A 20,692-nucleotide genomic window follows, 5' to 3' on the forward strand; every position below is an offset into this window, starting at 1 on the left:
CAGGTTTTTAGCTGGTGCCAGCTTTCAGTTAAATGGGGTTTACCGCCAGCTTACACTCAAACTAAGATTTCAAATACTAAAACAATAAGAGACAAGGGCTATCTGAAGGACATTGCCCTTGTCAATACGTGATCTTCAGCGAACCATCAGCAAAATTCCTGTGGTTAATGCTGAAGAAAGTAAGGATGCAGAGAAAACCAAGGTGAGCCAGAATGCTCCCCCAGTAGAAATGTTTCCGGTAGGTTCGGTATCCAGTAATAGTTGAGGAGAAGAAGGCACTGATTTCACCGAACTAGCAATACTTTTAATCGATAAGCTAGGGATTTCCTCTGCAGAGAATTCTGCCACAGCTTCTTTGTCAATAATCAGCATGTAGCCTTCTTTTGGTACGGTTTTAATTTCGCAGGCCAACCCTTCGAATAATCCAAGTGATTTACGAAGGTTTGAAATTGCTTTAGTCAATGAAGTTTCACTAACCAATACCTTACCCCATACTTCCTCATGGATTTCATCTTTACCAATTACTTTGTTGCCTTGTTCACATAACAACTTAAGTATTGCGGCTTCACGTCCACCCAAGCTCACGGCTTGATCACTTGCAACTATTTCACGCTTTAGAATGTCAAAAATCACCTGATTACCCAGAACGTAATTTCTATCCATTATTCAACCCTACTCTCAGTTCTTTTTACCCTATGCTATTCACCCGAACAATTAACAGACAACAATTAATAACTCGGAACCTCAATGCCAACATCATATTTGGTTTTGCTGATTCAGTTTGTAATTAAAATTCGCGTACTAGCGAACCATGACATCGGCCAGACAGAGAATGTACTAGTTTTAAAAAAAAAGGATGAAAAAATTATGAAAAAAACCGTGATTTTGTTAGATCTGACACTAAAAAAATATATAAACATAAAAATATCAAAAAAGGCAATCGTTTACTATTGCCTTAGTTGTTGATATATAAGAATTAATTTTTTGACTCGTTAATTTCGTCAATTGACACACAATATTGCTCATCAACCTTAATTAACGTACCCGTTGCGATTAATTCATTGCCACTTTTGAGCATTACTTGTGATTGAACGAAATCTGTCAACGGTTTTACTTGTCCAGACTGAAGCTGATTAAGCTCATCTAGCGTCATTGTGGTATGTCCAACCACAACATCTATAGCTATTTTCATTACATTTATCCCTGTTGCGACATGGAAACAACAGAACGTCTAAGATCACGCAGCTCTTCCTGAGCAGAAGAAATCTCTGTCATCATATTTTTAAATTCTTGCTGCTGCGTATCCAAATCCACTTGGATCTTGTCACAATATGCCGTCATTCTGGCGTTCATTTCTTGAAGTTGGTCATATGTACACTTACAAGTGATTTTAGTGGTGTCACCATTACCATCTGTCTGTCTGCTGTAACCAGAACCTAAAATAACAGAGATGTCCTCACCCGTCGTTGCCTTGATGATCTCTTCAATCTTAATCAGAGTACTAGAACTAAGAGTCACAGTACCCTTTTTCCCAGGCCCAAAACCATCCTTATCATCAGCGTTACTCACGTTTGCTAACGCAGCTACCATCACCTCACCCCAAAGGCTGTTAATATCGGCAATCGCTTTTGACTTTGCTTCAATCTCTTTCGACAGTTTATCGGCTGCCTCGGTTTGCATAGTAATGTACATACTCAACAAGTCATCGATCAAATCCAAAGGGTCGCTAAAACCCGATGAAAATAAAGACTGTGAAGTTGATGAAGTAGCTTGTGGACTAGCCGCAGCGGCTCGCTGTACTACAGGGCTACTTTTTGCAATCACAGCCTCCATATCGCTGTTTGATTCTAACGCGGCGACAGTCGGAGATACTCTAAAGTTAACTTCTGACATATAATTCTCCTAATTAAGGTTGAATGAGGTAAACTCGTGTTTTTTGTCCATCCTTAAATACGACTTTGTCGCGGGTGATGGATTGGATGACCCCTAGACGTGGGACAGTGCTTCCTTCCCAATAACGTTCTTGTTGGTCGTATATATAACCACCAGATTTGGTGGAGTAAAAGATTGAATATGGAAACTCACTACTTGTAATAATCTGAGTTTCATCTTTTCGGGATTTAAGCTGAGCAATGACAGAGCTTAAACCCGCTGATTTTAGTATTTGACTCGCTTTGGTACGATCGGAAACCAGCCAATAATCATCTTGCTTAGAAAAGCCCAAGCCATAATCACCAAATAATGCCATGATCTGAATGTCTTGCTCGCGAGTATCAATGACAATTTCATCTCTATCGGCTTTTGATATCAACCGACCAACAAGTGGCTTACCGGTATATGTTGAAATTAAATCAATATCTAATCGACTCACTCTTAAATAGTCATTAGACTCAACAAGTGTAATATTGCGCTGAAGAAATTCAGGTAAGCTGGTAACAGCATTTTGATTGAACGCAAATAATTCACCATCCTTAATATAACCAGATCCAATTACATCTAAATAGTTTGCAACTTGGGATTGTTGGTGGTTAATCACCCCTAAATAAAGGGCTGCTGCTGTAGCAACATTGAGTACAAAGGTAAAAGCGACTAGGGGTTTATATTGTCTAAAACGATGTCGTCGTAATGCAGGTCTCCTACTACCTTCTTGAAAAACAAAAAAACTCAGTCCCTTAAATTTGTAGATACGATTTGCGTTTACAGTGGTAACTTTGTTTCCACGCGACAAACCTACAACGTGAATTTTCTTGTCCTTTACTTCAAACTTTAACTCGGTGGTACTAGAAAAATACTCTGGAACTGATAATAAATTTTCAGCCCGTGCTTCTTTATTGCCTGTCAGAACAAAGCTCTGCTCTAAAGGTAGACATACACCATTTAAATGGCCATCAACAAATTCAATCAACCACATGACTCTTGATCTCAATGTGCAATAAGTCAGCTTGAGCAGCAAACTGACTAAGCAGTTGCTGAAGTTTTTGAGGATGTTCAGGAAGTAAAAGATTGCTTACATAGTAATTTTTATCTGAGATTCGACCGATATACCCGTTTGCGGTTACGTGAAAATCAGCATTAAGCTGAACCGCCATTTCTGGCGTCAAATTCTTACTTTCCAACTCCGACAACAAAATTAGCTGTCCTTCAAGTCCAACTCGCGATCCATCTTCAATAACAATTTGTCTCTTTCCATAGTGACAAACCAGAACATTATTGCCATCAATCTTGAGCTCACTGCTCTGGTTTAGATGTACAAATTCATTTATTAACAGAGAGAATTTTCTATTTTTCATACTTTTTAAGTTTTACCTCAATCATAAAACGTCTCTGAGTCACTCTCTGCTCCGAGGTGGACAAACCATTTTCAACGCTACCGCGCACGTAGATAGGCACATTTCTCAACCCTTCTTCAATCAAAAAGTCACGCGTAACTCTCGCTCTGTTATCTGCTAAAACACGGTTTTTTTTATAACTCCCTGAAGAGTCGGCAACACCATAGACAGTAAGAGACTCTAGAGGCCACTTTTGCAATTCTTCAATAGTAGCAAACAATGTAGTACGACCTTCACGTGTCAGTTTGTACTCATTGACGGGAAACAGACTTTCAAATTTCAACAGTAAGTTTGAGTTATCGAGTAAGCTTGTTGAAACCCCGTATACTTCGCGCCACTCATCTCCACCAAAGCCTCGACTCTTGTTGGGGGAAACTAAATTGTTCGCTGCGGTGTAATCTCCCTCACAATTCTTCACTTCAGTTAAGCCATAAGTATTAAGATTAGCAATATAAAACCGATTTGGCTCCGTCGGTTCTGCCACTTCTACACATGCTTTATTATGAGCGGATCCATCAGTATACTCTGGTGCTCGGCGCACCCAGAACTTAAAGTTATCAGCGTCAGCTACTTCAACCATAACCAAATTATATACATCTGGTTTCCAATCGTAGTCGAGTACTAGATTGTCGTCGCGAATTTGGTTGCTGCATCCACCAAGCAGCAGTAATGCTGAGGTAAGGCAAATTTTATTGGTCATTTTCATTTTTTCTGCTGCTTCTTTAAAGCGGAAAGTATCATGGCAACATCCCGATAGAATTCTTTAGGGATAAAGTCTTCACCATGCTTCATCTTACGATAAAAGGCCCTCGCCATTGGCTTATGCTCAATAATCGGAATATTCATTGCTTTTAAACGTGCTTTTTCTTCTTGCGCTAATGCGTCTGTACAAATTTTAAGAACCACGGGCGCTTTATCAATGTTTCTGTCATAACATACAGGAACAAGAATGTGGGTCGGGTTCGCTAACGCAAAAGTAGGTTTCCTACCTTTAGTCACTGGAGCATCCATAATCTCGCGCATCTTACTTTTACGCTCAGATTTAATTTCAGGCGATCCTTCTGTTTCCTTCATTTCATTTTTCATTTCAGTGAAAGTCATCCGGTTTTTTTGCCGAAAGTGATATTGCTCAACTAAGAAATCTACGCAACCTACACAAAGGCCATAAACGAAGAACATCAAAGAAACCAGCAACATATAAAAAATGAAATTGTAAAGAAAAAAGCTGCGATTATTGACTTGCTTGAGTGTATTTAGCTCGTCTCCAGCAATATCGAACACATACTTGAGCAAGAAAAGAAGAAACAGTAACTCTAATACTTTACGCAATGAACGTGACATCGCCTCTATGCCAAAAATGTTCTTAAACCCAGTAACCGGATGAATTTTCTCCATCTTTAATCCGAGAGACTCAGTATTGATCACATTTTTATTGATCAACACCCAATCGATAATGGCCATGATGAGTTTTACTAACATTAAGCTTCCGATTACCGCCGCAATCAAAGAATACATCAAGCTAAACCCAACATAGAGATCGGCATAGAGAATCTCTTCCATCCAATAATTGGCATTTTCAAACATGAAGTAAATTAAACCAATAAATACGATAGCAAAGACAATTAATTCTAATGTCGGCTCAGCTAGTTCCGTTTTCGGAAACTGCCCTTTCTTTTTAAGATCGCGCAGTTTTTTCTCCGTGGGCGGGTATTTTTTAGGTTCAGTTGACTCCATTTAATGCCTATTTAAGATGTAACCTGAAGAGGTTCTGAACTTGTCACATATGACTGATCGGTAATATCGCCATGGCTACATATTAACAAGGTAGACATTACCTGTTGGAAGAAAGCTTTTACTGGGTTTATTTCACTGTCGTTTACAACTAAAACTGGCTTACGGCCATATTGAGTTGTTAAACGGAGTATTTCTTTTCTTAACCCATGTTGTATCTGTATAAGGCGGTCAACATCTTCAACTTCACCCATCACATAGGACTCAATTGCTTCAGTAATTTCTGGTGTCAATAGAGCAACATGAATACCGTCCTCTTCACCCAACAGTCTTGATGTAATCTCATATCGAGCTTGGCTGCGGATACGAATCAGCCAGTTTTTAGGCTCACTTTCAACTCGTGACCAATATATCAAGGCTTCAAAAAAACTGACTCGATCTAGATAAAACTCCGGCGCGCGAATCATTTCCTTCATCACATCATGAACGCGGTTGAGTCCTATGGCTGAGTCAATCTCATTTTTCATGACCTCGCTCTGAGCAGCTAGACCTTCAATGATATTACTGGTGTATTGAAGGTTATATTTTTCAACCATACGCTTTCTGAGAAAGTAGTTTGCAATGCTTGAAATATTGGTAAGAACATCGTCCTGGCGCACAAATACTTCATCATCCAACACTTCGATCATATCTTGTGAATCACCTTGGCTAAATTTGAACACACAGATATCAGAGATATACACTTCGATGTCACTTTCCATTTGGCTATCAAAGTCAATTGCAGGAGTGCCAAGTGCTTGTCCCCAAAGAACGCGCTCGATATCTTCAACTCGCTGCTGCACTAATGCTTGATGGCTATTATCACGTAGTACAAATTTTAGTGATTCATAGAGACCCGACCCCGTCGGTTCAAAACTCATAATACCAGCAGGCTGCCCCTGCCTACGCCAAAGAAAAAACGCTATTAATGCACAAATAAAAGCTAAAGGTACACACACGTACAGTAAGTTACTATTTAAAGCTCCTAAAACAAAAATCACACAACCGATAACCAATAAGCTTTTCCAAAACGAGCCTATTTGCGTCATGAGCTGCCCCATAAAAGGGCTAGATTCTTCTTCTGCACCCTTAATACGTGTGAGATATACCCCACATGCCATAGATAAGAGTAGGCTTGGTATTTGCGAGACCAAGCCATCACCAATCGTCAGAACAGAAAAACGGCTCACACTTTCTGATAGTGACAAGTCGAACTGATTAATCCCGACATAAATACCACCAAATAGGTTAACCAAACTGATCAAAATACCAGCAATAGAGTCACCTTTTACAAACTTCATAGCACCATCAAGAGAGCCGAAAAGTTTGTTCTCCGTACTCAAGTCTGCACGCAATTTTTGAGCTTGTTCACCAGTGATTAATCCACTTTTTAAATCACCATCTATGGTCATCTGCCTTCCTGGCAACGCGTCTAGAGAGAAACGAGCGCCGACTTCAGCAACACGTTCACCACCTTTGGTCACCACCAAAAATTGAACAATGGTGATGATGACAAAGATCAACAGACCAGAAATAAGGTTTCCACCCATAACAAACTCACCAACCGTCTCTATCACATCTCCTACATCTTCATTGGCGATGATATTTCGGGTGGTTGCAATAGAAAGTAACAGACGAAAAGTGGTCAGAAGCAGTACAACTGTCGGCAAAAAAGTTACTTTTAGTGGCTCATCATTTTCAAGCATGATGACAAGCAATAGCGCTGAGCTAATGAAGCTCACTAAAATAAACGCGTCAATGACACCACCGGGTAGTGTGACCAAAATAATGGTCGGCAAAAGCAATGCAATAATGACACTACTCGGATTAAACAGTAACGACTGCCCTTTAAACAATTGCTTCATAATTGATCCAGACTTGATCTCAGCTCAGTGATTAAACTAGCCGTGTTGATGCTAACGATACTGTCTTCATTCTCGATCGTTAACGTTACGCCATTTTCTTCAATCGTTTTCTCAACGGATAGATTTCTCGCTTCATCGTCTACTTCGGCGTGAAGCACTTCTACCAAGTGACCGATCAGGTGTTCACTTTGGTTGAGTTTAACCAAACGCTCTTTCACCGCTGTGATTACTGATTCCTTCAATTCTTCTTTAAGTTCATCAAGCTGTTTCTGCTGCGCTTTAAGTAAATCACCGAGTTTTAATTCAGCATTATCAAACCAGTCATTTTGCCACTCGACCCAGTTTTCAATCACATTGTTATAGGATTCTTCAACATATTCGTTAAGCGCCTTTTCCTTATCTTCAATCATCTGAATAACTTGCTGCTCAAGGATGGATTGACACTCATCAGCACGTTCTTGCATTGCCATAACAAGTGCCTGAGCTTCTTGGAAACAACGGACTTCAGACTTTTTTATAACGTTGGAATTATGATTGCGCTTAAACGTGATCTTCGGAATCACTCGCTGCTCTGGTTCAAGTTCAATGTACAAGAGAAACACCTCATTTCATCAGTGGCCCTAAGCTTACTGGACAAGGTCTTCATGGCTCAAAAGAAAAAAAAAGACTAAATATGAACTTAGTCTTTTTTAATCTATGTCGGATTTAGGAAGCTTTATTCATGAAACCCATTTCAAGTTTTCATCTCGACGCGGACTAGTCAGATGCCGGTCAAAAAAACTTTTATAGGTTTCATTGGTATTGGCAAGAAAACCGTTGATAGATTCAACATGAAGAAGCTTGCTTTGATTTATATCAACAACATTATGGAAAAGTGGCTCACCATTCTTAGTCAGTTTGGTGTAATTTCGAGCCATAGCGCTTACTGAACTACCATGACTTAAGACCACTGTTTTATTACCTCTTTCACCTTCAGCGTTTGTTAATACCCACTTAGTTTGTCCATTTATTTGTTGACGTTCAAGCCGGCCACCATATGTATTCGATAGGACTCGATTAGGCTTGCTGGTATCGACCGGCATTTTAATATCAATATGCGCACTACTGATGAAAGTGTCGGGTTTAGCACTTTTATCATAAACTCCAACTTGAAGCTTTACTTCATTGACATGGGTATTACCCACAATCTCTGAACCGATTTCAGGGGAAAGCTCGCGTTCTTTAGATGTTTTTCTCTCTGATAATTCAGAAGGAATAACACTTTGATTAGTGTTCTTATTGGTATTGTTCGGCGATTGACTATTATCCGTCTGCGCATCCTTGTCTGTAACCGGATGACTATCGCCTGTACCCGATGATTGTGGGGTCACAACACTTGGGTCAGCACTTTGACCGTCTGGAGTTGGGCCTACACTATCTTCATCTGCCACTCCCGTCACTGGGACCGATGGACTGTCAGGCTCTACCTGCTCCGGCGTATACCCCTTAGATTGTTCTGGAATTTGAGGGGTTGCTGTCTCAGGTGCTCCATCGCGAGTAGACGCTGGTTGCTCCGCCGTCTTACCTACCGCTGGCTTGATAAAAGGCGCATTGTGCAATTGCTCATCGCCATTTTTATCGGCCTCGTAGTTCTTACCTCGGTATGGACCTTCCGGAGTTTGAGTGGGCCTAAACTCTTTTGTCGCTTTCCAACCCGTTCCTTTTTCATTTTTCACCCAACCCAAAGCACCGCTCGGTGTTTTAGTCTTATCCGCCTGCGCATCCTTGTCTGTAACCGGATGACTATCGCCTGTACCCGATGATTGTGGGGTCACAACACTTGGGTCAGCACTTTGACCGTCTGGAGTTGGGCCTACACTATCTTCATCTGCCACTCCCGTCACTGGGACCGATGGACTGTCAGTCTCTACCTGCTCAGGCGTAGCCCCCTCAGATTGCTCTGGAATTGGAGGGGTTGCCGTCTCTGGTGTATCCACTACCTCTCGGCTAGTCTTTTTCCGTATTTCTTCCAGTGAGTAACGTAAAATTGAAAACTCTTTATCGGATAGGTACTTTTCCGCACTTGAAATCTGCTTGGGTATGTCACCATAATAATTATTTGTGATGGTATCACCATGATTAATAGTGTCACCATGATTAATAGTGTCACCATGATTAATAGTATCACCATGGTTAATTGTATCACCATAGTTGTAATTATTCGTGATATAGGTATTGCCCCCAGTTGAGTTAACATTCACTGGCTCAGGCATCTCTTGATCTGTCGAGCCCTCTTTAGGTTCAGTTGGCTTAACCTCGATAATGTCACCAACACGGTAGGGAATACCGTTAATAATGATCTTATCCCCAGATTTAACGGGAAGACCATCGGAACTATCTTCAGGTGTAGGTCCGTTCTCAGGAATACTTTCCGGATTAAATGGTTGAGACGGCCGAGTATTTTCTTCAGGTTCTTTAGCTTCTTCAGGCTCTTTGGGGCTTTCTTTTGGTGGCTCTTTAGGCTGTTCCTCTTTTTTTAGAGGTATCTGAAAAGTCCGGCCACCATGCATACAAGAAAGCAAAGTATTGCCTCCAAATGCAATAAGAGCACCTCCTGGTGGAAAGAAAACGCCAACACCGAGACCAACAACCAGTAAAATGCCTCCGCCCAAAGCATGAATTTTCGCTTTTTTCTTATGGCTAAATCTACCGCTAGTCGTGCGCTCGACCTCTTTGTGCTTAGACTGATTCTTCTTGTCCGTTGTGCTCGCCTTTTTACCTTCCGTGTCGATATCAGTAGACTCACTATCCAAGAGGCTGTTACTAGCAGACATACTATCAATAAGAGGGTTGCTTAGATTCCTAGCATCCGCTTGGCTTGCCACTAGCATGGACTGTGTACGTCGAAGCTCGTCCGGTTTAGTGCCATCAGTCTCTATGCGGAGTGAGATTTCAGGCATACTCGTGCTTCTGTGCAGAGATGGAATTGTCATTTTTAGAACCTCATTACTTCTAATAGTTGTATCGTCAAGCGTCGAAGATCGTCTTCTAAAACTCTCGATTCAGGGCATGCCAGTGTAATGTAACCATCAACACGAATAAGAAAGCCCCCTAATGTGGACTCAAATCGGAGCAAGTTTTCAATCACTTGTTCAATATTGTGTAAATGAACAAGCTGAAAAAAAGGCACAACCGGATAAAGCACATAGTCGGGATGTTGACTAAATACGGTTTCTTCATTCTGCTCTATCTTAAGCAGAAAGCTTTCGACTTTATCTAGCTCTGGCTGCATATTATTTCGGGTAAACTAAAACCACATCATCGGTTGATAAAACCGATAATTCTTGAGTGGTTAATACGGTTTCAAAGGGTGTCCAACTTACCGTAAGCTTTAAATTACCAGACAAAGCTTGAGGCTTAGCTTCAAGACAGTCAGTATCAATATGGATGGACTCAACATCAAGATACAGAGTAGTCGCTAAACGCTCACATTCAAAAACGGTGATAATACTCAGCGGTAGATCTCGACCCTCTTTTTGATCAATAAAGCCAACATAATGTACTCCATGAGGGGCCAAACTCTGGGTAATTAGATACGCAACGTATTCTTTATCAAGGTGCTTAATCTCTAAGCCCAGTAAACGCTCAATTTCGACAACCTGCAAATAACCTTTTGCTTCAATGCCCATATGAACTAGATTGATTTCTATCAAATCTTGTTTTTGCACTGAGTTTAACTCTAAACGGTGAAAATCCAATTTAATTGCATGGTTATCAAATCTCGTCCCAGCAATAAAATTAACTTTCTTTGCTACTTTGTTTGATATGGTGCAACGAGGGATAAGGTTTACCGCATCATACTTCATAATATTCACCGATTTCGAGACAGCAATGCGAGCACATCTCGGCTCATGAGATAGTCTTTTTCATCGACCCAGTCTCTTATACCCTGGGGGATTTCACAGACAAAGTCATAAATTAGTTGGTAAGTTTCTTTGGAAGTCATCGCTTCAAAGTCATCATCTTGAACCAAGCGTAAGATAAACGTAATGTTGTGGAACTCACTTTCAATTATTCCATCAATAACAATCGATTTTACAGTCTCTTCCGAATAGTCACGTAAACGCTCAAACCAAGCAATCACAGCTTTCTTATCTAAATACACATCAGCATCCGACATTTGGTTCCAACTTAAGCGTTGTGATTTATTCTTGATCATCTCATAGGGATCAAGAGGTCGATCTCTTAAATCACAGTGAGCGATACGAGTATGGCTGCTCATCGTTTTCCCCTTTATTTGAATCTTCTGACGTATTTAATAGACGTTTTTTATACTTACGCTCACGTTTATCGTACTTTCGACAAAGCACCAACATTGATAGTAAACCTTCAAGGTAGTGCTCATAAGCGACAAGTTGTTGCAATGCTTCACTATCCGCTTCCATTCCTTCACCGAGTTCACCTAGTGACTCAAGATACTGCTTCATTTTTTTACGTAATGAGGCAGGGTAAAGATGCTGACAGTGGTTGGCCGCTTGCAATATGAAAAGCTGTGCATCATTAAGTTGCTTTTTATCAGGTAGAGCCTCAGTAAAACCATGCCAATCACGCAGCGCCCGTAGCTGATAACTATTCAGCATTTTCGCAAACTGCCTCTGGTGTTGAGGCGTCATCGGCTTACGGCGAATACGAAACAAGCGAGGATTCTTTTTGGTTCTTTTTTCTGCTTGTTTGACATCTCTGACCCGCTTGGTCTGATTCTCTTCACGAGTTTGCTTTGTCGGCGTTACGTCATGAACCCGTTCAGTTCTTTGTGGCATTGAAAATGAAACACTACGCATAGGCTAAAAAAGAGCGGGCGAACCCGCTCTGCTCCTTAACGGTTTGTCGCCAAGCTTGCTTTAGCAACAGCTTCGAGAACCTCAAGCAATTTACGTAGAGAATCACCTAAGCTTTTAATAAACTCAGGTAATTGCTCTGCAAGTTTCATTTGCAAATCGTTACCAGCTTTGATTTCATCTTGCTCTTGCTTATCTTGAGCAGCCATCATTTCTGTGCCCTGATTACCCGCTTGTCCAGTCGCCTGATTAGCTTGTTGCAAGAAATTATTCTTAGCTATTTTAGCATGCTGCAATGCTGCTGTATTTTCATCAAACAGCTTGCGACCTTCTGGTGTTTCTTTCATCTGTTTGACTGATGTGTATTCACCAGAAGTGTTAGCTAAGTGCTTGTCTTCCATAACTTTTGGCTTAGCAGTATCCACCATTATAGCTGTAGAGAACACCATAGTGGTCGCTAAGAATCCCATAGCGATACATAGCTTCAGCGTATCGTCATCACAGATCTTTTCTGCAAGCACTTTCGCATTGTCCATATTGGCTACATCAACATCAATGTTGCTTGCCATAACACTGTTAAGTGTTCTTCCTTCTTGTTCAATGATCGCAAGTAACATTGCAAGAAGAACTGAAATTGATACAGTCGAAGAACTACCAGTAGAGTTGGTAAAAGTTACTTCGCCAGTGACTGGTTCAAAGCTTTTGAAGCCGGGCAGCTTGGATAGCAACACATCGGTCATAAACTTGCCGTAAGATGCAGAAATATCGGCCATCTTTTCAATACTAACCGATGCTGGCACGTATTCATTGACAATGCCGTTAACGAGATTCTGGTTCTCTTTACTCGGGTTCTGAGATAGAGCAACAAGTACCTCATTCAAAGAATCAGATACTTGAGTCACTTTACCGTCAGTGAGCATGCTCAGCAGAGGGGCCATTTTCAAAGTAGCAGCTTTTGCTGCTTCTGGTGACACCTGAGTTGATACTGCACTGGATGCACCCTCAACACTTGATGCCGATAATGCGAAATTAGTTTCAATAGTCATAAAATCACTCTTAACCTTACATATGTATTGAAATCATTTTGTCGTTAAAATCACGGTGAGCTTTATTAAGATCAAACAGGGTTTCAAACGCATGAGTAACTGCTCTCATAGCTTGAGACAGCATAAGCAATATTTGCTGTATAGCTGTTTGCAGTGCGTCTTGTTCTGCCTGCGCCTTTTCCATATCAGCGGCAATTTTAGATGACTTAATGCCAAATCCTGCACCAACAATATCAGATGCGGTAGAAGTCACCTCTGTCGCTTGAGCAAGACGAGCTCCACGGGTCGCCATTTTTTCTGACTTAGCGAGATCTTGGATTTTTTCAAGTACATCATCCAACATATTCTTAGCTTTAGAAATCAGAGGGTTTTTCGAGAATGACTTCAACATAGTTAGCATTTCAGACATTTTACTGCTGAAAGACTCTAGCTTACTTATCACACTTGAAGCTTTGGTTGCTGCCGTCGAAGCGGCTTTACTTGCTGCGGTAGTTGCTGCTTTGGCAGCAGAGCTTGCCGCCCTAGCAGCCAACTCTGCTGCTTCAGTTGCTGCCTTTGTTACTGCTTTAGGTAATACCTTACTAGCTGCTGTACCAAGCCCACTCAATAATTTAGCAGGATTGAAAGCAATCAGTAGTCCGGCAATAGCACAACCAATTTCTAGTCCCATCCTTATCTTGCTGCGTTTCTCTTCAGGAACGCCACACTTTTCCAGAACCTTGTCAACGACAGTGGGTAGAACAGCCAAAGTTACCGCAACAACTGCAACCGCTACTGCTGCTGCAGTGGCACCAAAAGTAACCACAGCCGAAACCACAGCCGCTAGTACACCAAGTGCCATACCAATTTTGGCAAATATGCCACGTTTCTTATTGGCCTTCTGTTGCTCTTGTAGTTCTTCTGATTGCTTTCTGATTGAAGCGACTGTCGAGTCTCTTTGTATCTCAATCAATGATTTCTTCGCTTCAGAGTTTGCTGCACCTGTTTGTGAAAGCGCTTCTGCAACTTCTTTATTGCAGTCTTCCAGCAAACGCCACAGAGCACTAAGTGATATTGAACTACCCGGAAGTGGCTGACTTGGCGACGCTTGTTCAGCAACCGCTTTTTCAGCCTTACCAGCCTGTTCGCTGGTAGTATCGTCTACAGGAGCGACATAAGTCGTTGCTGAGACGGTATTCATGAATGTACTCATTACGTTTTCTCTTCATGTATTAGGCCGGGAATAAGCAGCCAAACCGGCATGCTATCTAATCTCAATAGATGAGCGGCATGTCCCCAGCGACGTCATGCCCATTTATACTAACTTTTCAATACTATATGTTACGGGCGATGGCCATTTGTTCATCTCGGCATATAGATAACCAATACTTTAACGTCTGTTGAAGCATCTTAACTTGGTCACCAATGCGGTTGATTTCTTCGATATCATCGTCGGTGAGTTCACGCTCTGGGAAGTTGGTAGTCGCGTCAATTTCCTTTTGAAGCGTTTGTGAATCAATCGTTTCATAATCACTTGAAACATCACGCAGTATCAGCTCATTAATATTATTAATCATCTTTTTTGCTCCTAAACTCATTCTCTACTTAAGACAAATGAGGTGCTAATTGCTGCTTTAAAAATTCGTAACGTTTGATATAAAATTCACTTAAGCTTTCAGGCTTAACAATCAGCCAATGAACCGCAGCTTGCATGTGATCCTTGAGTTTGTAATGACACAGCGAAATATTGAGCATGGTTTCATTGAGATCATTTGTTGGATAGTTTTTTACAAGGTTTAACATATCCAAAGCCTTTTGAAACAGCCCCTTCTCGAGGTATATCGCCGCCAAACACCCAGGACCTCTGTGATCGTATGGGTTCAAGGATGAATAGGCGACAAACACGATTTCTGCTTCTTTAAACTGAAACTTATTATAAAACTCAACCCCAAGATCGAAGATGGATTTTAGGTGAGTTGTTGTGATTTTGTTGGAATCACGTTGCTGAGCGATTTCCTTTAAAATTTCATCACCATCAAGTAGAGAGAAGAACTCATCTCCTGGCTTACCAAAATTAATTGCTTGGTTTTTCATATTCTTTCACCTTAAATTACTGCAATTAAATTGCATCAGATTTGACGAGTATTGGCGCCAATACTTGATGAACCACATTAGATAATCGGTATGGACTCGACGTCATCAATCGCGTGGAAGGGATATCTAGACCCAAGCGAATAGACCACAAGGTAGCAAGTCTTTTGTTATATTGTGCTAGCATCAACAACCCAAGTTGCGGGCTGTTCATATTTTCAGGAATGCTTTGAAGACCTGCAGCATCAGACCAAAGACATAGTCTTTTTTCTAACTGTGCTCTTAGCTCCAAAATAGCTCTACTATTTCTTGTACTACGATGAAGCTGATACTCCACTAAATAGCCAAGAGTACTCACAATTTGCCTGACTTGCCCCACGCTACTCGATAGCCACAAATACACTTCTTCATCAGTAAGAGAGGTCAGGACCAAAAAAGAGTCTTGGCTTAACTTTCGCTTAGTTAAGCAGTGATGAAGTAGCTTTTGGTGTCGTTTTTTATGCGTTTTCATTGCCAGCCAATTGCACAAAGTAGCTTACTGTTAATGTGTCAGATTCAGCGACTAACCCTTTCAAAAAGCGTTCGATATTGCCCTTTTGGGTACTATCAAACTCATTCAGACTCATGATTAGCACTGAAATACGCTTGCTCTTTTCACCAGTCACTACTACGCTAGCTCGCAGAACATTGGGTATGACACTTAATTTGTTATAGATTTCTCTACTTTCAAGCAAGTTGCTTTTTACCGTTTCCAGTTTGCTTAAACTGGCGAACTTAGATTCCAGCAAATCGTTTAAATCTTCACGTTGAAAATAGAAATTAAACTGAGTCAATAGCTCTCTCGCTTTTGCCTCATCAGACTTATCTACGTGAATATGAAAGTTCTCTTTTTCGGAAGATAAAGTGGCTGGCACCTGATGTTGGGCTAACAGCACAATCACTTTGTTGGCAACATCAGCCGATTCGAAGCTGGCAACTTGGCTAGCACCTTGCTCACCACACCCTGCTAAAACAAGCAATAGCAATAAGTAAAACTTCTTCATCACTGAGCCTTCATCACTTCGTTGATCGCGTTAGCCGATTTGGACGCAATCTTGGTTACTGTTTCTTGATAAAGACTGTAGTGAAATACAGACTGCTGTAATGCGAACGTATCCTGAACCGTAATGGCCCCTTGACTTGCATTAATTTGATCAAGATTATCCAGAATCTCCTGAAAGCCTTCGCCTATATTATTAAAGGTATCTTCCAGCACAGACGGTTGAATCTGTTCAATCATTAGATCCGGCATTATAGTTCCTCTCAAACAACTTATAACAGGTGGTAATTAAACCTTGGGCATATGCTATGTGCCGATCACACCTAGAGCTAATGAATCATTGTGAAATTAAGAACGTTGTGTTTTTTCCATTAAATTCAAATACTTAAACCCCACCACGCTTAATTCTCCCAGCCCTGACATTAGCTGAATTTGCCCTGAAAACTTATGAATTTGGTTAAGGATCATCCTAAATCACAGCTAAACTATGAAGAGTTGCTCTCTTAAGGAATGCCAAGTAGCTTGACTTCACCCTTGCCTAAAACACTGCTTATTCTTATTACAATGATGTGGGCTAATATTGCCCATGGAAGTGAAAATGTCGTCAGAATAGCTTTAGGTGAAGCGCATAAAGCACCCAAGAGTCCAGACAAAACACTAAGTGTAGAAATGCTTCTTTCTCACATTTATAAAGAAGCCAATACCGATTGTGAGTTTATCTATGCTACCCAACGAGCGCGCTATTCAATCTGTGGTTTCAGGTCAATATGACGCACTAGGCTTAAGAATTGACGGCCTTGATAAAGAAGAGAGCATTATTAAAGTCGATATCCCGATAGGTTCATTTGACGTCTACTTCCTCTCTAGAGGAAATCGTTATGTAAATACATTAGAGGATACTAAAGATGCAAAATCGTTGCCTTGCATGGTACCCGATTCGTTAACAATTTAAAGGAATACAAGCGGCTGTACCTTGTCCACTCAGAGGAGCAAGCAGCGCTAATGTTAGAGAAAGGCAGAGCCGATCTTTGGCTTGCACCTTTGCCTCACTATCAAGTAGTTAAAAACACTTATCCCGGAATCAAAATATCCAGCCCAGTAGTGTCTAAAGAATATCTTTACCACTATATTCATGCATCGCAAGCACACTTACTTGAACGACTAGAGAGTGCAGTAAAAAGCTTTGTTGCCAAGCGTGAGTCAATGGTGAGCGCAGAACGGTCGAAGAAAAAGTAACTGGAGTAGGATTACATAAGCAGACAAAAAAAACCATGTGTGTTAGCACATGGCAAAACAAAAAGTGAATGACAGTGGATTATTCTCTTTTTGCGTTTTAAGCGCCAAACAGCAGCGCCAATATATAGAGATTAGGTTAAACCTAGCCACTTAGCTAGGCCGCTCAATAAGTTTCAAACTCTCCATTGTTGTAATCTGAAATGGCTTGATCAATTTCTTGCATACTGTTCATAACAAAGGGACCATAATGAACTATGGGTTCATCAATGGGTTCGCCTTGAAGCACTAGTACGCCACTCGCAGTTTGTGCAGATAACTCAATGTAATTTCCTTGGGAGAATATCGCTAATTCACCCTGCCGAACGGGTAGGTTATGTGCATTTATCTTACCTCGATAAACATATAAAACGAGATTGGACGTATTCGTTGTCGTCATCTTTAAACTTTGATTTGGCTGCGATTGCCAGTCAGTAACAGATAAAGGCACACCCGTCTCGTTCAGCGGCCCAATGAGTGCAATATCGTTTACCGACACTTGACCAGTAAGCACTCGAACAAGCCCCAGTTCGTCACTAGCATATTCTGTAATCGTGTTGGATTGAAAATCTCTATATTGTGCTGGTTTTACCTTGTTTGCCGCTGGTTGATTGATCCAAATTTGGAAACCATGAAGATCACCGTCTTCCATAATGGGCATTTCACTATGAATCACTCCTTTGCCAGATGCCATCCATTGGGCTCCTCCCGCACGCAGCTCACCAGTGTTACCCATATGATCTTTATGCTGGAAGTGACCTTTAAGCATATATGTTAAGGTTTCAATTCCACGATGGGGGTGCGGTGGAAAACCGCCAATATAGTCGTTTCGGTTATCGGATTTAAGCTCATCTAGCATTAAGAATGGGGAAAACTGTGGATTATCAAATCCTGTAACACGACTTATTTTGACTCCATCACCATCTGAAGTTGGCCGTGAGTGGACAGTTTTCACAATATCTCTTCGATAATTCATAACATGGCTCCTCATCTGTATTATCTAGAGTTTATATCCACTTTTAAGAAACTTAACCCTGCATTATCTATCTACTTGTTCAAAATATTTGAAGTTATAATCACTAATCAGTGGTCAAAGAATGAGTACGAGTTAGCCAAAGATTCACCATGCTCTGCAGATAATCGTCAATATCACAATCAAATGTTGGTGTTCGCCATAGCAAATCGTATAATTTGGTTATTAGCCTGTAGTATCTGGATTGTGTATATGTCTTCAAAGTTTATCGAGCGAGCTTGGTCTCATTCCTGTGTTACCATGGAAGAAAAGCTTGTTCTACTCGCCCTAGCAGAGCTATCTGATCGCAGTGGCGCAGTCATTACCACCATGGGTGAACTACAAGCCATGACGAATGGATCTGAGTCCAGTATTGATCACGTGCTTGGAAAACTAGCGCTTGAGCAAGCCATTATTTCACTCAGCAAAGCTCAGACCCGCAAACAAGGTAGCATCAAATGCAAAATCAATGTCGGTAGCCAACATTCGATTCCCGTATACGCGACATCAGAACCAATCGCCAAAGTCCCTCAGTTCCATAAAACGCAAATTAAACCATTACAAGGCTCAGATTCTGGCACAAAAACCATTAACGTAATGGATCTGTCGTCCAAGGTTATTGAAGCTTGGGCAGAAGTGATCATGTTTAGGTCTGGTTTTGCTAACCAAACTAGCGTGTGGGCAAGCTTTGTTGATAAACTTAAGGCTTTAGGCCAGCCATTAATCAGCCAAGATGATATTAATAGCCGCCTGCATGCTCATTTACATTCAGAAAAAAGCTATGGGCAAAATAAAGGGTTCAAAAACAAACCCAATACAAGCAAAATGTCTCCCAATCAGGCCTTCAAGAAAAAGATGGCAAACTTCAACTTCGACTTTGACGATTAGGTAAGCAATGAAAAACATCAATGAAATCGCTTCTGATTGGCAGAAACAAGGTCACAATAAGTCCGTTCAAGCTTCGACTACCACCAAACAAACTAGCTCAACCAAGCTCCCTTCGAACCCTGCAACTCCTGTCAACTCATTGTCGACACAAGTAACTGGGGAGTTTAATCAAGACCTCAAGGATGTTCTGCGCCCTTATACAGTAGAACAACGCAAACATATTATGGCGTTTTTCGGCAAAATGCAGGAAAACTTCTCCACCCAGTTTACCCATATGTATGGCTCTGAGCCTGATGATGAATTTGCTGCGTTTGCTTCACAATTGTCTACCGAGGATGTAGAGAGAATCGTTCATCATTTACGTGAGCGGTTACTTGCTGGTAAAGAATGGCCCCCTGCACTTGCCTTACTTTCCATGCTAAAAGACTTACCACTCAATACTGAAATTTTAGAGGCGAGACATAGGATCTTAATCAAAAGAGAGCCTATAACTCGAGTGGAAAAGTACATTTTTAACCGTAAAACGAGCTATCTAAAGTCGCTATCTGAAAAAAATCTCGCTGAAGAATTTAAGCTACTTTATATAAACGCTTATCAAGAAGTTCAGAATAACCTTGATCTTACATTGGATCAAAAAGAAAAAAATGTAGAACAAAATGTTCTAAAGGTTGAACCAACACAAACCGACCTTGAAATACAGCGGCGTATGGCTCAAGGTCTCAAACCGACTGGAAATGTGGGCTATATTCTCTCGCGCATAGATAAGCTTCGCCATGGCGAGTCTTCTCAAGCCGAACAGAGTTGGAACACAAATCAAGATAATACCCAACCAACACACGCTATCAACAAAAACAAGATTGATCGTGAACAGCAAGCTTTAATGGAGCAAATTCTAAGGGAAACCAACGGCGGCGATGAGAACGTTTAATATTTTAAAAAAAGAAAAAGATTTTTTTCTCGCCTCGACAGGTAAGTCTCATTGTAAAATCATTATCGATGACTACAGCCGTGAGCTACCGCTTGGAGAGATAACACTGCATGTTGAAGAGGTCTCCAATAAGTATAAATACTATTCAAACGAAGCAATTTTCAAACTCACCTTACCCGTAGACGAGCAAAATAACATCGATATTTGCACGCTAAGTAGTGGTCGAAAAAATCATTTCATCTACAAAAAGTGTCTCAAACTAGGCGGAAAATGGGAACCGATTCTCAATCAGTGGGTGTTTTCAACGTCTGTTGAAAAAAAAGTGCGAGAGCTAGAAAATATTATTCAATCTGAAGAAGAGTATGTTGAAATTACCTTCAACGAAACCGTCACCGTTCATGATAAGACCTTTACGATATTTGGTTACCCAATAAACTCAACCGACTCGAACAAAACGGTGAAAGGTGTGAAGTTGTATCGTGGGGATATTGCGGTAATGGGGGCTAAAACCATTGTCGTTGCTGGGACTAAAGTTCGCTTATTCATACCCAAACTCATGAGAGAAGACACTAGCTTTCGGGAAGATTACCTTTGCATCACCCAAATGGAAAAAAAACGCAAACCCAACAAAAGAAAAACTTACTCTTGGGAGTAAG

At 41.0% G+C, this 20,692-nt stretch carries 27 protein-coding genes; 5 read left to right on the forward strand and 22 right to left on the reverse strand.

All coding sequences use genetic code 11. The features are described from left to right. Positions 1–135 precede the first annotated feature (135 nt). The 21 genes from AAFM34_RS13295 to AAFM34_RS13395 all read right to left on the reverse strand — a co-directional run bounded on the left by AAFM34_RS13295 (position 136) and on the right by AAFM34_RS13395 (position 16,188). Positions 136–663 carry a winged helix-turn-helix domain-containing protein gene (locus tag AAFM34_RS13295; RefSeq protein ID WP_341663589.1) on the reverse strand — a complete coding sequence of 176 codons (528 nt, stop codon included), beginning with the start codon at positions 661–663 and terminating at the stop codon, positions 136–138. Between the two features lie 313 nt (positions 664–976). Beyond that, positions 977–1,192, reverse strand: coding sequence for a FliM/FliN family flagellar motor C-terminal domain-containing protein (locus tag AAFM34_RS13300; protein WP_114783444.1), 216 nt, complete (start codon positions 1,190–1,192; stop codon positions 977–979). 5 nt (positions 1,193–1,197) lie between these two features. Further along, positions 1,198–1,893 (reverse strand): hypothetical protein, encoded by a 696-nt coding sequence (locus AAFM34_RS13305; protein ID WP_341663593.1) that lies wholly within the window; start codon positions 1,891–1,893, stop codon positions 1,198–1,200. Between the two features lie 13 nt (positions 1,894–1,906). Then, complete coding sequence (locus AAFM34_RS13310) at positions 1,907–2,911, reverse strand: hypothetical protein (RefSeq protein WP_341663594.1); 1,005 nt, start codon at positions 2,909–2,911, stop codon at positions 1,907–1,909. Further along, entirely contained in the window at positions 2,898–3,290 is a 393-nt protein-coding gene (locus AAFM34_RS13315; protein ID WP_341663596.1) for a hypothetical protein, read from the reverse strand. Before AAFM34_RS13315 ends, AAFM34_RS13310 begins: the two co-directional genes overlap by 14 nt. Beyond that, a complete protein-coding gene (locus AAFM34_RS13320; protein ID WP_341663598.1) occupies positions 3,280–4,035 on the reverse strand; it encodes an OmpA family protein in 756 nt (251 codons plus the stop codon). Before AAFM34_RS13320 ends, AAFM34_RS13315 begins: the two co-directional genes overlap by 11 nt. Continuing rightward, on the reverse strand, positions 4,032–5,063 hold the full coding sequence (locus AAFM34_RS13325; RefSeq protein ID WP_341663600.1) for an EscU/YscU/HrcU family type III secretion system export apparatus switch protein: 1,032 nt from the start codon (positions 5,061–5,063) through the stop codon (positions 4,032–4,034). Before AAFM34_RS13325 ends, AAFM34_RS13320 begins: the two co-directional genes overlap by 4 nt. Positions 5,064–5,074: 11 nt before the next feature. Then, on the reverse strand, positions 5,075–6,964 hold the full coding sequence (locus tag AAFM34_RS13330; RefSeq protein ID WP_341663602.1) for an FHIPEP family type III secretion protein: 1,890 nt from the start codon (positions 6,962–6,964) through the stop codon (positions 5,075–5,077). Then, entirely contained in the window at positions 6,961–7,557 is a 597-nt protein-coding gene (locus tag AAFM34_RS13335; protein WP_341663604.1) for a hypothetical protein, read from the reverse strand. Before AAFM34_RS13335 ends, AAFM34_RS13330 begins: the two co-directional genes overlap by 4 nt. A 126-nt stretch (positions 7,558–7,683) precedes the next feature. Then, a complete protein-coding gene (locus AAFM34_RS13340; protein ID WP_341663606.1) occupies positions 7,684–9,936 on the reverse strand; it encodes a hypothetical protein in 2,253 nt (750 codons plus the stop codon). A gap of 2 nt (positions 9,937–9,938) precedes the next feature. Continuing rightward, entirely contained in the window at positions 9,939–10,235 is a 297-nt protein-coding gene (locus AAFM34_RS13345) for a hypothetical protein (RefSeq protein WP_114785442.1), read from the reverse strand. 1 nt (position 10,236) lies between these two features. Beyond that, positions 10,237–10,809, reverse strand: coding sequence for a hypothetical protein (locus tag AAFM34_RS13350; protein ID WP_341663609.1), 573 nt, complete (start codon positions 10,807–10,809; stop codon positions 10,237–10,239). Positions 10,810–10,814: 5 nt separating this feature from the next. Next, the gene (locus tag AAFM34_RS13355; protein WP_152432237.1) at positions 10,815–11,225 is read right to left on the reverse strand and encodes a hypothetical protein; all 411 of its coding nucleotides are present in this window, start codon (positions 11,223–11,225) and stop codon (positions 10,815–10,817) included. After that, positions 11,194–11,784 (reverse strand): hypothetical protein, encoded by a 591-nt coding sequence (locus AAFM34_RS13360; RefSeq protein WP_341663612.1) that lies wholly within the window; start codon positions 11,782–11,784, stop codon positions 11,194–11,196. Before AAFM34_RS13360 ends, AAFM34_RS13355 begins: the two co-directional genes overlap by 32 nt. Before the next feature lie 35 nt (positions 11,785–11,819). After that, a complete protein-coding gene (locus AAFM34_RS13365) occupies positions 11,820–12,827 on the reverse strand; it encodes a hypothetical protein (protein ID WP_341663614.1) in 1,008 nt (335 codons plus the stop codon). 16 nt (positions 12,828–12,843) lie between these two features. Next, complete coding sequence (gene sctE, locus AAFM34_RS13370) at positions 12,844–14,019, reverse strand: type III secretion system translocon subunit SctE (RefSeq protein ID WP_341663616.1); 1,176 nt, start codon at positions 14,017–14,019, stop codon at positions 12,844–12,846. A gap of 121 nt (positions 14,020–14,140) precedes the next feature. Further along, positions 14,141–14,383: a hypothetical protein gene (locus AAFM34_RS13375; RefSeq protein WP_341663645.1), complete on the reverse strand. Its 243-nt coding sequence runs from the start codon at positions 14,381–14,383 to the stop codon at positions 14,141–14,143. Positions 14,384–14,411: 28 nt separating this feature from the next. Continuing rightward, positions 14,412–14,900, reverse strand: coding sequence for a regulator (locus AAFM34_RS13380; RefSeq protein WP_341663618.1), 489 nt, complete (start codon positions 14,898–14,900; stop codon positions 14,412–14,414). Positions 14,901–14,925: 25 nt separating this feature from the next. Beyond that, positions 14,926–15,408 carry a hypothetical protein gene (locus tag AAFM34_RS13385; RefSeq protein WP_341663620.1) on the reverse strand — a complete coding sequence of 161 codons (483 nt, stop codon included), beginning with the start codon at positions 15,406–15,408 and terminating at the stop codon, positions 14,926–14,928. Then, positions 15,395–15,940 carry a type III secretion protein gene (locus AAFM34_RS13390; RefSeq protein WP_341663622.1) on the reverse strand — a complete coding sequence of 182 codons (546 nt, stop codon included), beginning with the start codon at positions 15,938–15,940 and terminating at the stop codon, positions 15,395–15,397. Before AAFM34_RS13390 ends, AAFM34_RS13385 begins: the two co-directional genes overlap by 14 nt. Further along, a complete protein-coding gene (locus AAFM34_RS13395) occupies positions 15,940–16,188 on the reverse strand; it encodes an EscI/YscI/HrpB family type III secretion system inner rod protein (protein WP_341663624.1) in 249 nt (82 codons plus the stop codon). Before AAFM34_RS13395 ends, AAFM34_RS13390 begins: the two co-directional genes overlap by 1 nt. Positions 16,189–16,657: 469 nt before the next feature. Here AAFM34_RS13395 and AAFM34_RS13400 point away from each other — a divergent pair, with 469 nt between their 5' ends. Beyond that, positions 16,658–16,888 (forward strand): hypothetical protein, encoded by a 231-nt coding sequence (locus AAFM34_RS13400; RefSeq protein WP_341663626.1) that lies wholly within the window; start codon positions 16,658–16,660, stop codon positions 16,886–16,888. A 50-nt stretch (positions 16,889–16,938) separates the two neighbouring features. Further along, positions 16,939–17,172: a hypothetical protein gene (locus tag AAFM34_RS13405; RefSeq protein ID WP_341663628.1), complete on the forward strand. Its 234-nt coding sequence runs from the start codon at positions 16,939–16,941 to the stop codon at positions 17,170–17,172. A 163-nt stretch (positions 17,173–17,335) separates the two neighbouring features. Here the strand turns inward: AAFM34_RS13405 and AAFM34_RS13410 are convergent, their stop codons facing one another. After that, complete coding sequence (locus AAFM34_RS13410) at positions 17,336–18,184, reverse strand: pirin family protein (protein WP_341663630.1); 849 nt, start codon at positions 18,182–18,184, stop codon at positions 17,336–17,338. A gap of 249 nt (positions 18,185–18,433) precedes the next feature. Here AAFM34_RS13410 and AAFM34_RS13415 point away from each other — a divergent pair, with 249 nt between their 5' ends. From AAFM34_RS13415 to AAFM34_RS13425, 3 genes are read left to right on the forward strand one after another with little or no spacing between them, the layout of a single operon-like run. Continuing rightward, positions 18,434–19,108: a hypothetical protein gene (locus tag AAFM34_RS13415; RefSeq protein WP_341663632.1), complete on the forward strand. Its 675-nt coding sequence runs from the start codon at positions 18,434–18,436 to the stop codon at positions 19,106–19,108. A gap of 7 nt (positions 19,109–19,115) precedes the next feature. Continuing rightward, complete coding sequence (locus AAFM34_RS13420) at positions 19,116–20,036, forward strand: hypothetical protein (protein WP_341663634.1); 921 nt, start codon at positions 19,116–19,118, stop codon at positions 20,034–20,036. Then, positions 20,023–20,691 carry a hypothetical protein gene (locus tag AAFM34_RS13425; protein ID WP_341663636.1) on the forward strand — a complete coding sequence of 223 codons (669 nt, stop codon included), beginning with the start codon at positions 20,023–20,025 and terminating at the stop codon, positions 20,689–20,691. The genes AAFM34_RS13420 and AAFM34_RS13425 overlap by 14 nt, the downstream gene beginning before the upstream one ends. Position 20,692: the final 1 nt, after the last annotated feature.

It is taken from the genome of Vibrio sp., from assembly GCF_038138445.1.
Lineage (GTDB): Bacteria > Pseudomonadota > Gammaproteobacteria > Enterobacterales > Vibrionaceae > Vibrio.

Bases quoted from the DNA above. Each gene is read 5' to 3' on its own strand.
- AAFM34_RS13295 (WP_341663589.1), bottom strand. From the start codon at position 663: ATGGATAGAAATTACGTTCTGGGTAATCAGGTGATTTTTGACATTCTA.
- AAFM34_RS13330 (WP_341663602.1), bottom strand. From the start codon at position 6,964: ATGAAGCAATTGTTTAAAGGGCAGTCGTTACTGTTTAATCCGAGTAGT.
- AAFM34_RS13340 (WP_341663606.1), bottom strand. From the start codon at position 9,936: ATGACAATTCCATCTCTGCACAGAAGCACGAGTATGCCTGAAATCTCA.
- AAFM34_RS13400 (WP_341663626.1), top strand. From the start codon at position 16,658: ATGCTACCCAACGAGCGCGCTATTCAATCTGTGGTTTCAGGTCAATAT.
- AAFM34_RS13320 (WP_341663598.1), bottom strand. From the start codon at position 4,035: ATGAAAATGACCAATAAAATTTGCCTTACCTCAGCATTACTGCTGCTT.
- AAFM34_RS13310 (WP_341663594.1), bottom strand. From the start codon at position 2,911: ATGTGGTTGATTGAATTTGTTGATGGCCATTTAAATGGTGTATGTCTA.
- AAFM34_RS13325 (WP_341663600.1), bottom strand. From the start codon at position 5,063: ATGGAGTCAACTGAACCTAAAAAATACCCGCCCACGGAGAAAAAACTG.
- AAFM34_RS13305 (WP_341663593.1), bottom strand. From the start codon at position 1,893: ATGTCAGAAGTTAACTTTAGAGTATCTCCGACTGTCGCCGCGTTAGAA.
- AAFM34_RS13345 (WP_114785442.1), bottom strand. From the start codon at position 10,235: ATGCAGCCAGAGCTAGATAAAGTCGAAAGCTTTCTGCTTAAGATAGAG.
- AAFM34_RS13390 (WP_341663622.1), bottom strand. From the start codon at position 15,940: ATGAAGAAGTTTTACTTATTGCTATTGCTTGTTTTAGCAGGGTGTGGT.
- AAFM34_RS13375 (WP_341663645.1), bottom strand. From the start codon at position 14,383: ATGATTAATAATATTAATGAGCTGATACTGCGTGATGTTTCAAGTGAT.
- AAFM34_RS13315 (WP_341663596.1), bottom strand. From the start codon at position 3,290: ATGAAAAATAGAAAATTCTCTCTGTTAATAAATGAATTTGTACATCTA.
- AAFM34_RS13380 (WP_341663618.1), bottom strand. From the start codon at position 14,900: ATGAAAAACCAAGCAATTAATTTTGGTAAGCCAGGAGATGAGTTCTTC.
- AAFM34_RS13360 (WP_341663612.1), bottom strand. From the start codon at position 11,784: ATGCGTAGTGTTTCATTTTCAATGCCACAAAGAACTGAACGGGTTCAT.
- AAFM34_RS13425 (WP_341663636.1), top strand. From the start codon at position 20,023: ATGAGAACGTTTAATATTTTAAAAAAAGAAAAAGATTTTTTTCTCGCC.
- AAFM34_RS13365 (WP_341663614.1), bottom strand. From the start codon at position 12,827: ATGACTATTGAAACTAATTTCGCATTATCGGCATCAAGTGTTGAGGGT.
- AAFM34_RS13385 (WP_341663620.1), bottom strand. From the start codon at position 15,408: ATGAAAACGCATAAAAAACGACACCAAAAGCTACTTCATCACTGCTTA.
- AAFM34_RS13350 (WP_341663609.1), bottom strand. From the start codon at position 10,809: ATGAAGTATGATGCGGTAAACCTTATCCCTCGTTGCACCATATCAAAC.
- AAFM34_RS13420 (WP_341663634.1), top strand. From the start codon at position 19,116: ATGAAAAACATCAATGAAATCGCTTCTGATTGGCAGAAACAAGGTCAC.
- AAFM34_RS13355 (WP_152432237.1), bottom strand. From the start codon at position 11,225: ATGAGCAGCCATACTCGTATCGCTCACTGTGATTTAAGAGATCGACCT.
- AAFM34_RS13415 (WP_341663632.1), top strand. From the start codon at position 18,434: ATGTCTTCAAAGTTTATCGAGCGAGCTTGGTCTCATTCCTGTGTTACC.
- AAFM34_RS13405 (WP_341663628.1), top strand. From the start codon at position 16,939: ATGTTAGAGAAAGGCAGAGCCGATCTTTGGCTTGCACCTTTGCCTCAC.
- AAFM34_RS13410 (WP_341663630.1), bottom strand. From the start codon at position 18,184: ATGAATTATCGAAGAGATATTGTGAAAACTGTCCACTCACGGCCAACT.
- AAFM34_RS13395 (WP_341663624.1), bottom strand. From the start codon at position 16,188: ATGCCGGATCTAATGATTGAACAGATTCAACCGTCTGTGCTGGAAGAT.
- AAFM34_RS13300 (WP_114783444.1), bottom strand. From the start codon at position 1,192: ATGAAAATAGCTATAGATGTTGTGGTTGGACATACCACAATGACGCTA.
- sctE (WP_341663616.1), bottom strand. From the start codon at position 14,019: ATGAGTACATTCATGAATACCGTCTCAGCAACGACTTATGTCGCTCCT.